At 42.6% G+C, this 12,027-nt stretch carries 2 protein-coding genes; both read right to left on the bottom strand.

Annotated features, from left to right (window positions below; genetic code table 11):
- Positions 1–8,142, bottom strand: an 8,142-nt coding sequence (locus tag CLV51_RS28575; RefSeq protein ID WP_146151405.1) for an amino acid adenylation domain-containing protein, incomplete at its 3' end; no start/stop codon positions are given.
- Positions 8,143–8,175: 33 nt separating this feature from the next.
- Positions 8,176–12,027: non-ribosomal peptide synthetase (locus CLV51_RS28570; RefSeq protein ID WP_146151404.1), on the bottom strand; the 3,852-nt coding region annotated here is incomplete at its 5' end.

Here is a 12,027-nt window from a genome sequence, read left to right as displayed (position 1 = left end):
CAGTTGACTGGAACGCTCATCCAGTTCACCATAAGTGAGCACACTATCCTCAAAAACCAGGGCAATTGCGTTTGGCGTCTGCGCGGCCTGTGAGGTAAATAAATCTATGATAGTATGATCTGTATCAGGAAGCCTGGCACCCACCTTGTTATCAAACAGGGTCAGCAACTTCTGTTCCTCTTCAGATGTAAGCATTGGTAGTGCGCCTACTGCTTGTGCAGGATTGTTTACTATGGCACGCAGCAATTGCCCGTAATGATTACCAAGTTGTGTAATTGTTGCTTCCTTAAATAATTGATTGCGGTAGGTGATGCTGACCTGTAAGCCCTTCTCTTCTCTAACAACAAAAAAGCTAATATCAAATTTCGCTGTATTGTGTTCAATTTTTTCACCGGATAATACAATATTACCCAGTCGCAAAACAGGTGTATCCGGAGCATGCTGCATTACAAACATCACCTGGAACAGTGGATTTCTGCTCATGTCCCTGTCTTTCACTACTGCTTCCACTACTTTTTCGAAAGGCACGTCCTGGTGTTCGTAAGCACCGAGTGTTGTCCATTTCACCTGCTCCAACAAAGATAAAAAAGAAGGATTGTTGCTTAAGTCGCTACGCAGTGCCAATGTATTGACAAAGAAGCCGATCAATCCTTCCACTTCCTCCTGTTGACGTGCAGCTGCAGAAATACCAACACAGACATCTGTTTGATTACTGTAACGATACAACAATACCTTGAAAACGGCTAGCATCGTCATAAATAGCGTTACCTCCTGTTGCTGTGATAATTTTTGCAACTGATCAGACAAAGCACGATCAAGGGTAAATGAAAATTGTGACCCTCCCATATGTTGTATAGCCGGCCGCAGATAATCAGTGGGTAATTGTAATGTACTTACTCCTTCCAGTTTATCTTTCCAGTAACGCAGCTTTTCATCCAATACAGCACCGGATAAATAGGTGCGCTGCCAGATGGCATAATCTGCATACTGAACATTAAACAGTGGTAAATGTACAGGCCGGTCTTTCGTAAAGGCTTCATAAAGTTCAACCAGCTCACGTACTATAATACCTGTAGACCATGCATCCGATGCAATATGATGCATGGTCACTACCAGTATATGCTCCTCTTTATCCAGCGCTATTAAATTCGCCCGAAGCATATGGTCTGCTAATAAATTAAAAGGAAGGGATATCTGGGCTTGTGTATAAGCTTGTAATTCATCCTCACTTTCCCTGTATATCCGGTGATCGGTTATTACCAATTCCCATTTATCTTTTTCCAATATCTGCTGGTAAGCAACGCCTGATTTCTGAGTTATTACTGTACGAAGTATTTCATGACGATTCACTATCGTTTGCAGCGCATATGCTAAAGCTGCAGTATCAAGATCTCCTTTTAACCTTAACACAGCAGGCAAATGATACTGTGCGCTGCCTCCCAACTGATCAATAAACCACAAACGTTCCTGGCTATACGATAATGGAATATGCTCAGGTCGTGGCCCTGCTTCTATAGCGGGAAGCAGCAAGCCTTTATTATGCGACTCAAGGTATTGACCCAACGCGGCTATTGTCGGGTAAAGGAATAACACTTTTATTGATATCTCCACCTGTAATACCTGGCGCAAAGCAACTACCAAACGCATGGCGAGTAAAGAGTGGCCACCCAACTCAAAGAAGTTATCATAAATGCCTACACGACCGAGTCCTAACAATTTCTGCCAGGTATCTGTGAGTATATGTTCTACTTCCGTGCGTGATGCAACATATTCATTAACCAGTAACTTCCCGTCATTGGCTTCTGGTAATGACTGTTTATCTATTTTCCCATTAATAGTAAGCGGTAATTTATCTAAAGCTACCAGCTGTGCCGGCATCATGTATATGGGTAGTTTGTCTTTCAGCCAGGACAATATTCCTGCCTTATCGAAATCTCCTTCCGGTACAATATAGGCTATCAGCCTGCTATTACCGGAATAGTTATCTCCCTTCACCAGTACTACTGCCTGATTTACCAATTCACATTGCTGCAATACGCTTTCAATTTCACCTAATTCTATCCGGTAGCCACGTACTTTTACCTGGTTATCGAGCCGGCCAACATATTCAATAGTTCCATCTGGCAACCACCTGCCAGCATCACCTGTACGATACATTTTTTCATCCACCTGGTTACCGAAAGGGTTGGTTATAAATTTTTTTGCAGTCAGGTCGGGCTGGTTCAAATACCCTCTTGCCAAACCTGCACCTGCTATACAAATTTCTCCCGCAACGCCTACCGGCAATATTTCAATATTGGTATTGACTATATACAAGCGGAGGTTATCTATCGGTTGCCCGATGGAAATATTTGTGACCTGTTCCTCCGGAGAGTCGCCTGTGTTAAGCCAATAAGTGCTGCAACCTACAGTACCTTCAGTAGGTCCATACTCATTAATTATATCTATACCAGGTTTCTTATTCAACAAATACTGGAAGTGGCTTTGTTGCAGCGCCTCTCCGCCTAATACAAGCGTCTTTGTTAAGCATGCGTCGGGAAAATGATTCATTGCCGCTTCCAGGAAAGGCATATGAGCCGGAGTGAGCTTTATAAAATCATAAGGTGCAAACTTCCATAATAATGCAGGATCAAATATTTCTTCCGGGCGTTTCTTTCCCATCACAATTGATTTGCCTGCAAGTAATGGCATAAACATTGCCGTAAGGGAAGCATCAAACGTATAGGAAAGATGGATAAAACTACCTGAAAACGTATAGTCGTTGCTGTTATATTTCGTTTTACTATTCAGCAGATAATTCATCAAATTACCATGTTCAATCATCACGCCCTTTGGTTTACCTGTGCTTCCGGAAGTATACATCACATACGCAAGATCACAGGGTGATGGTGCAACAGGTAAAGCTATAGCCGGATATTTCCTGATCGCATCTTCCGCTGCCTCCGGAACTATCACAGCGGCAACAGCATCTGCAGGCAGCAGAGGCGCGCAATTACTACTGCTTATTACAATATCCGATTTTGTATCTGCCAATATATAGCGAATGCGTTCCAGCGGGAATTCCGGATCAACCGGTACATAAGCGCCACCTGCTTTCAGGATTGCCAATATAGCTATCAACATATCCGTTGACTGTTCAATACAAACAGGAACAAGTACGTCCCGTTGTATGCCTTTATCATACAGATAGTGCGCCAACTGATTGGAGTATTCGTCCAGTTCCCTGTAGGTAAGTTGCATTTCTTCAAACACTACAGCAACTGCATCCGGTGTAGTAATTACCTGTTCTGCGAATAAGTGTATAAAAGTTTTACCTTCCAGGGACGGGCAATTTGTTGCAGTATCATTGAATGTACCCAGTAGTTGCTGTAATTCTTCTGCAGGTAAAATACTATTGTTATTAACCGGTTGATGGTAATGATATAAATACGCGCTGATTACCGCATCTACATAATTATGTAATTCCTGCAATGCTTTACCGCACTTCAATTGTTTTTTAAGTGAATAGTTAAATTGCAGGGTATTACCGGTGATACTTACATCGCAACCAAGATCGGTATTAGCACTTCCATAACTCAACACACCCTGTAGCTCTTCATTTTCAAACCCTGTTAAACCATCTTCCAGCTTATTATATACATGAAAATTCACGAAGTTGAACATCACGTCAAAAAATGGATTCGTACCCGAATACGGTTCACCTGTGATCCTGCTTATTTCAAAAAGGCTTACTTTGTCTCTTTCTTTCAGCGCTATCAACTTATTCTCAATCTGTTCAAAGTATTTTTTCCAGGTAAGGCCAGGATCACCTGATCTAAAACGGAAAGGAATAGTATTCAGAAAGCAACCCAGCACTTTTTCTCCGTCTTCTTTCAGTGGTCTGCTGTTTGATACCAACCCAATCGTAACTTCATCCTCGTTGGTAAGCATACTAAGTACATATAGGAAAGCGCCGAAAAATAATCCTTTAAGGGAAATATTATCTTCACCGGTGCGCCGTTTCAGTTCATCCAGGTAAGCACTATCGTAGGTCCGGATCAGCCGCTTATTATCTGGTATCTCAGAAAATATATTCAGTCGCTTATACTCACGTAATTCATTTTCCCAAAAATGCCTGTTCTCAACATTCTTTTTTTCTGTTATATTCTCAATAACATAATCCTTGTAGGTACATTTTAAAGGCGGCAGTATATTGAGATGCGGCTGCGCTTTTAATAGCAGATAGAGGTTATTCAGCTCCGTATTAAAAGAAGCATCGCTCCAGCCATCAATGATCGCATGATGGCACTGAAACAGGAATACAGTATTATTTTGCAGGTTAAAAAAAGTGGTGCGCCACATCGGTTCACCAACTTTAAAAGGTATAGCGCGTTCTTTTTTAAGGTATAATTCTATATGTTTTTTTACGTCTGTATTACTGATATGCGACAGATCGATATAATCAGTTTTTACAGGTAATTCTTTGTATACAATCTGTAAGCCTTCTGTATGGAGCTCCAGATTGAATACTGTTCTTAAAATGGCATGTTTCTTTGCCATCAATGATAAAGCCTTTTCCAATACAGGGATATCAAGGTCCTTAGATAATAGATGCCCCATCTGATCATGGTAAATACCTTTTTCGGGATTAATCAGGGAAGCATACATCATTCCACTCTGGATATCAGTCATTGGATAAAGATCTTCGATCAGCGCTATGTCTGGGAGCCTGTGAAGTATATTATTTTTTAGCAGGCTTATTTCATCCCGCACGGCTTGTAAATCATCTACCTTATTTTCCGGGAGAGAATCGCTGTCGCATAAAGTGGCAATTTGTGCTATAGTGGGTGCGCTATATACATCAAACAGTTTTATATCCTGCCCGAATACACGACGTATCCGGCTTACCAGGGTAATCACCAGGATGGAATCTCCTCCTAGTTTAAAGAAGTCGTCATGTATACCTATACCTTGTATACTGAGCACTTCTTCAAATATCCCGGTTATTGTTTGTTCTGTTTTGTTACGGGGAGCTGTGTATATTCCTTGCTGCCCCCTGTGAATATCAGGGTCTGGCAAGGCTTTCCTGTCCACCTTCCCACTTGGTGTGAGCGGCATACTTTCCATTTCCACAAACAAGGCAGGTAGCATATATTCCGGTAAATGTTTCTTTCCAAAATCCATAATGCTGTCGGGATCGAAACGGCCATTCGGAACAATATAGGCCACCAGGCGCTTTTGTACACCTTCTCCCTTTGCGGTTACCACTACCTGGTTTACCTGTTCGGATTGTTGCAATACATGCCCTATCTCTCCTAATTCAATCCGGTACCCATGGATCTTCACCTGATCATCTAACCTTCCCAGGTATTCGATATTACCATCCGGTAACCAACGCCCTACATCACCTGTTCTGTATAACCTGGCACCTGGCGTATTATCAAAAGGGTTAGGTATGAATTTCTCAGCTGTTAGTTCCGGCTTGTTCAGGTATCCACGTGCAAGGCCTGCGCCAGCAATACAGATTTCTCCGCCAACACCTACTGCGCATAGTCCATTAGCAGCATCCAATATGTACACCTGTACATTTGCCATAGGCTTACCTATCACTACTACATTATCTTCTATTACAGGCTGATCTGTCAGACTTGTACAAACTGTGTTTTCAGTTGGCCCATAGGCATTGATCAGCCGAATACCCTGTGCCTGAATAAATTTTCCATCTTCCTTATTCAGGGCCTCACCGGCTGATACAATTGTTTTTACAGGACCTAACGCATTTTTAACAACATGCAAATAAGAAGGTGGCAACGTTACCAGGTCTATCATATCCCTGTTCAGCAACGCAGTAAAGCTTTCTGCCAGCAACAATTCTTCTTTACGTGGTAATACAAGTATACCTCCGCTCAACAGCGTTACAAATATTTCAGAACAGGAAGCATCAAAACCAAAAGACGCAAATTGCAATGTCCGCATTCCCGGTTTTAACCGGAACACATCAGCCTGGCTCAATGCCAGGTTTACCAGGCCACCATGTTCTATCATTACTCCTTTAGGTTGCCCTGTTGATCCTGATGTATAGATCACATATGCCAGGTGTGCGGGAGTAACCGTTGTTTTTAATGCTGCCTGGGAATAGTTGCCTGTAATCCGAAAGTGATGATCCGGTATTAAAATATCAATTGTTTTCCCTGTTGCTTCCAGCCTGGGTTTACAATAGTTGCTGCTTATTATCATACCAGCACCGGTATCGGTAAGGATATAATCGATCCTTTCTGCCGGATAATCCGGATCAACAGGCACATAAGCGCATCCTGCTTTCAGGATACCCATTATACTGATGATCATTTCCAATGACCGTTCCATACAAACAGGTATCATTGTTTCAGCTTTAACACCTTTACTTAACAGGTAGTTGGCTACCTGATTGGAATATTCATCCAGTTCCCCGTAGGTCAGGGAGGTGTCTCCGGATACTATGGCAATGGCATCCTCCATCTGTGCAACCCGTGCGGTAAACTGTGCTACAATGGTATTGTCTGCCACGGACAAATAATTTACAGCTGTATCATTGAAGGAGATCAGCAACTCCTGTTCTTCTGCTGCACTTAGCATCTGCAATGATCCTATCCGTGCTGCCGGTTCCTTTACAACAGATTCCAGCAACTGCGTATAGTGATGCAACATACGGTTGACGGTATCTGTTTTGAATAAATCAATGCAATATTCTGCCCTTACAGTTAAGCCATTTCCTGTTTCATCAACAGTAAAGGTTAAATCACATCTGGCCGTATTATGCACATGTTCTTCCTGTAAAAGCTGCACTCCACCCAATCTGATATCAGGTATGGCCGGTAAATTCTGTAATACAAATGCGGTCTGGAATAATGGAGATCTGCTTACATCGCGGTCTTCTATTACCGCGTCAACAATTTTCTCGAAAGGTAGTTCCTGGTGGTCATAGGCGTCCAGTGTGGTTTGTTTTACCTGTTGCAAAAGAGAGATAAAGGAAGGATCATTAGCCAGGTTATCACGAAGGACAAGTGTATTGACAAAAAAACCAATCAGCGATTCCATCTCTGTACGTGTTCTTCCGGCAATAGGACTACCTACACAAATATCTTCCTGACCACTGTAACGGTAAAGCAATACCTTAAAAGTAGCCAGTAATGTCATAAACAAAGTAGCTTCCTGTTTATGCGACAATTCCCGTAATTGTTCCAGTAACCTGTTATCAAGATGCACCCGGGTTATAGCGCCACGTGTACTTTGAACGGGAGGCCGGGGATAATCAACAGGCAACTGTAAAGTAGTTACTCCTTCCAGTTTACGCTTCCAGTAAGCCAGTTTTTCATCCGATATTGTTCCTGACAAATATTCGCGCTGCCAAATCGCGTAGTCGGCATATTGAATATCCAGCTGGTCCAATTGAACATACCCGCCTTCTATGCCGGCCTTATACAACGCTATCAGTTCTTTTACAATAATGCTGACAGACCATCCATCTGATGCAATATGATGCTGTGTAACTACAAGTATATGCTCCTCTTCTTCCAATATTATCAAATGAGCCCGTATCATATGATCGGCCAATAAATTAAAAGGAGCAGCTATCAGGGATTGAATATATGCATGTAATACGATGCTGTCTTTCTTATACACCTGTTCATCCACCAAAGTCAATTTCCATTTGTTTTCATCCAGTACGCGCTGATATGCCTGGCCCTCTTGCTGTACTATCACCGTGCGCAGTATTTCATGCCTGTTTACAATTGTTTGCAGGGAAGTAGCCAGTACTCCCCTGTTCAAGCTTCCTTTCAATCTCAATACGGTAGGTAAGTGGTACTGCACACTACCTTCCAACTGATCAATAAACCATAAACGTTCCTGGCTATATGATAACGGGATATGCGCCGATGCATCCCTGTGGAAAGCATTTATCCTGCTATTAACGGTTTGTCCGGGTTCAACTTTTCTGGATTTATTCAGATATTCTATTAAATATTGCTTATTATTTTTTATTTCAGCCAGCAATAAACTGTCAATATCCTGTTCCTTATTCACCTCTAAAATCAATTCATCCCCCACAGCAGATATTTTAATTCCATTTTCACTGGCCTGTTCCAATAAAGCTATTATATCAATTACTTTAAAGTCAGACATATTCAATGATTTAAGTGTAAAAAAAGAGGTTAATTATAATTTGATAATTTTCGTATCTGTATGGTGAGATGTGGAATCATTCCGGCTGATGGTGATATGTCTTGCCTGGGATTCAATGGTAGGAAGCTGGAAGAAGAATTTAACAGACATTTCCACGTTGAATGTTTCACGGATTATCGAAATCAGACGCATAGCCAATAAAGAGTGGCCTCCAAGTTCAAAGAAATTATCGTGTAGCCCTACCCGTTCCAATCCAAGTAACTGCTGCCAGATATCTGCAAGCAATTGCTCCATAGCTGAGGCAGGGGCCACATATTCATGCAGCGACAATGCCTGGTTACCGGGATCTGGTAAAGCCCTTCTGTCTATTTTACCATTGGCAGTTAAGGGTATGGCTCCTATTTCCGTGAACGAAACAGGTATCATATATTCCGGTAGTTTATCTTTCAGGTAAGCAATAATTCCGGCTTTATCAAACTGTCCATTGGGCACTATATAAGCGACCAACCGGGTATCCGGCAGATGAACTGCATTATTAACTACGTTGGCCAACACCACCACCTCACTCACCAGTTTACATTCCAGCAATACATTTTCTATTTCTCCCAATTCTATACGATATCCACGCACCTTCACCTGGTGATCTACCCTGCCAACATATGCAATATTCCCGTCTGGCAACCATTTGCACAAGTCTCCCGTTCTATACATTTTCTCTGTTACATCCAGGCTAAATGGATCGACAATAAATTTCTCTTCCGTTAATTCCAGCCGGTTCAGATAACCTCGTGCCACCTGTATTCCACCAATATATAATTCCCCGGTAACACCAGTAGGTACTACATTTCCTCTCTTATCCAGTATATATAACCGGGTATTGGATATTGGTTTTCCAATAGGCACTATGCTTATATCGTTTATATCACGGGAAGCATGCCAGTAGCTCACATCAATGGCAGCTTCCGTAGGTCCGTATAAATTGTATAATTCCGCAGCGGGCAGTTTATCCCGGAAAGCAGGTACCTGTTGCGGTGCAAGCGCTTCTCCACTGCAGATCACCCGGCGCAGATCAGCACCATCTCCAGATGAAATGCTTTCCAGGAAAACAGTTAGCATAGATGGCACAAAATGTATAGTGGTGACTTTATGCTGCGCTATCATTGCTTTTAAATAACCAGCATCTTTATGACCATCAGGCAATGCAAATACTAACCTGGCGCCAGTTATCAATGGCCATAATAATTCCCATACAGATACATCGAAACAAAAAGTTGTTTTTTGCAAAATCACATCACTGCTATGCAGATTAAAATAATCCTGTGCCCATTGCAACCGGTTTATTACGCCGCCATGCTCATTCATCACACCTTTGGGAATTCCCGTAGAACCGGAAGTATAGATCACATAGGCCAGATGATGAGAAGCTATTACAATATCAACAGGCGATAACGGTTCCTGTGCTATATAATGCCATTGTTCATCCAGTGAAATGATTTCCGCAAGGCCGGCCACAGATTTGAGCTGATCTGCATGAGCGGCATTCGTTAATAATAATGCTGCATTTATATCTGACAGCATAAATGCAATTCTATCCAAAGGATACTCAGGATCGATGGGGACATATGCACCACCGGCTTTCAGGATACCCATGATGCCAATGATCATTTCCAGCGACCGGTCAATACAAATGGGGACAAGCGTTTCTGCCCCTACCCCTTTGTTATGCAGATAATGCGCCAGCTGATTGGAACGCTCGTCCAGTTCCCGGTAGGTAAGTTGAGATACTTCAAACACGGCTGCAATGGCGCCCGGAGCACGCTTTACCTGCAACGCAAACAAGTCGGTAATCACCTGGTCTTGGGGATAATCTACAGCAGTATTATTTTGAGATACCAGTAACTGGTGCATTTCATCCGGAGGAAGCATGGATAATGCGCTGATCGGTATTTCCGGCGATTTTACAATAGATCTGAGCAACTCCTCAAAATGAATGATCATCCTGTTTATGGTTGCAGCGCTGAATAAATCAGTACAATATTCTATACTGCCATATAAACCATCAGGCCCTTCTGCCAGTGCTATAGTCAGATCAAACTGCGAAGTGGTATGTTCAAAGGGTGCTACTGAAAGTTGAACAGTTCCCAAACGAAGTTCCGGTATACCAGGTACATTCTGCATTACAAACAGTACCTGGAATAAGGGGTGCATACTCATATCCCTGTTTTTCACTACCGCTTCCACCACTTTTTCGAATGGTACCTCCTGGTGCATATATGCGCCCAAAGTGGTTTGTTTCACCTGCTGTAACAGAGAAATAAATGAAGGATCATTACCCAGGTCACTTCGCAATGCCAATGTATTTACGAAGAAGCCGATCAGTCCTTCCGTTTCCTGTTGCGTTCTGCCAGCTGTGGGGCTGCCTACACAAATATCTTCCTGGCCGCTGTAGCGATACAACAACACCTTGAATGCAGCCAGTAATGTCATAAATAAGGTGGCGCCCTGCTGAAGGGAGAGTACCTGTAACTGATCCGATAATACTTTATCCAGTAATAAACGACTGCTGGCGCCACGGGAGCTCTGTACCGCAGGCCGCACGTAATCCGCAGGTAACTGCAGCATGCTGACGCCCGTTAGTTTTTCCTTCCAGTAATTGAGCTTCTCCACCAGTAGTGGTCCTGTTAAATAATTACGTTGCCAGATGGCATAATCAATATATTGGATATCCAAAGAAGGTAATGCTGCAGCACGGGCTTCTGTGTATGATCCATACAGCTCTGCCAGTTCCCTGACTATAATACTGGTAGACCAGCCATCTGAAGCAATATGATGCAATGTGATCACCAGCACATGTTCCTTTATACCCAGTATTACCAGGTGTGCACGCAACATATAATCCTGAGATAAATCAAAAGGAGCTGTGATCAGGGACTCGATATAAGACTGCAACAGGGCCTCATCTTCCCTGAATACATCATTATCAATTACAGTTAATTCCCATTTATCTTTCTCTTTCAACTGCTGGTAAGCTATACCTGCTTCCTGTACGATTACTGTTCTGAGTACTTCATGACGGTTAATGATAGTTTGTAGTGCATAAGTCAGGGCATTTTTGTGCAACGATCCGTTTAATCTTAATACTACCGGCACATGATATTGCACACTGCCTTCCAACTGATCAATAAACCATAAACGTTCCTGGCTATACGATAAAGGAATATGCAGCGGTCTTTGTGCCGGAACGATGGCAGGTACTACTGAAATACCTGCATGAAGTGTTAATTGCCGGGATAAGGTTGCAATGGTAGGATAATCGAATATGTCACCGATCACCACTTCTACACCCAACTGTTTCCTGATAAGAGATATCAAACGTATGGCCAGGAGTGAATGCCCTCCCAAAGAAAAGAAATCATCATTTATTCCTATCGTTTCTACTTCCAGCAGTACTGACCAGATTTTTGCCAGTTCTTTTTCCAGGAATGTTTGCGGTGCAATATATCCGGTTGGTGAGTCTATGGAATCAGGATCCGGCAATCCCCTCTTATCTATTTTACCGTTTGCCAGTAATGGGAATTTTGTTATGGAGATCAGTAACGAAGGCACCATATATTCAGGTACTATTGCCCTCAGGTAAGATATGATTCCATCCCTATCAAAATCGCCTTGCGGTATTACATAACCGATCAATCGTTTGCTATCGCTATTGTCTCCTTTAACTACCACCAATCCCTGATCTACCAGGCTACACTCATTCAGTATACGGCTTATTTCGCCCGGTTCCACGCGATAACCACGGATTTTGACCTGGTCATCGCTGCGACCAAGAAAAACGATATCTCCCTCAGGTGAATATTTTACAAGATCACCGGTACGATATAGCTT

This window comes from Chitinophaga niastensis, assembly GCF_003014755.1.
GTDB classification, from domain to species: domain Bacteria; phylum Bacteroidota; class Bacteroidia; order Chitinophagales; family Chitinophagaceae; genus Chitinophaga; species Chitinophaga niastensis.
This window is presented reverse-complemented; position numbering and strand designations above follow the sequence as displayed.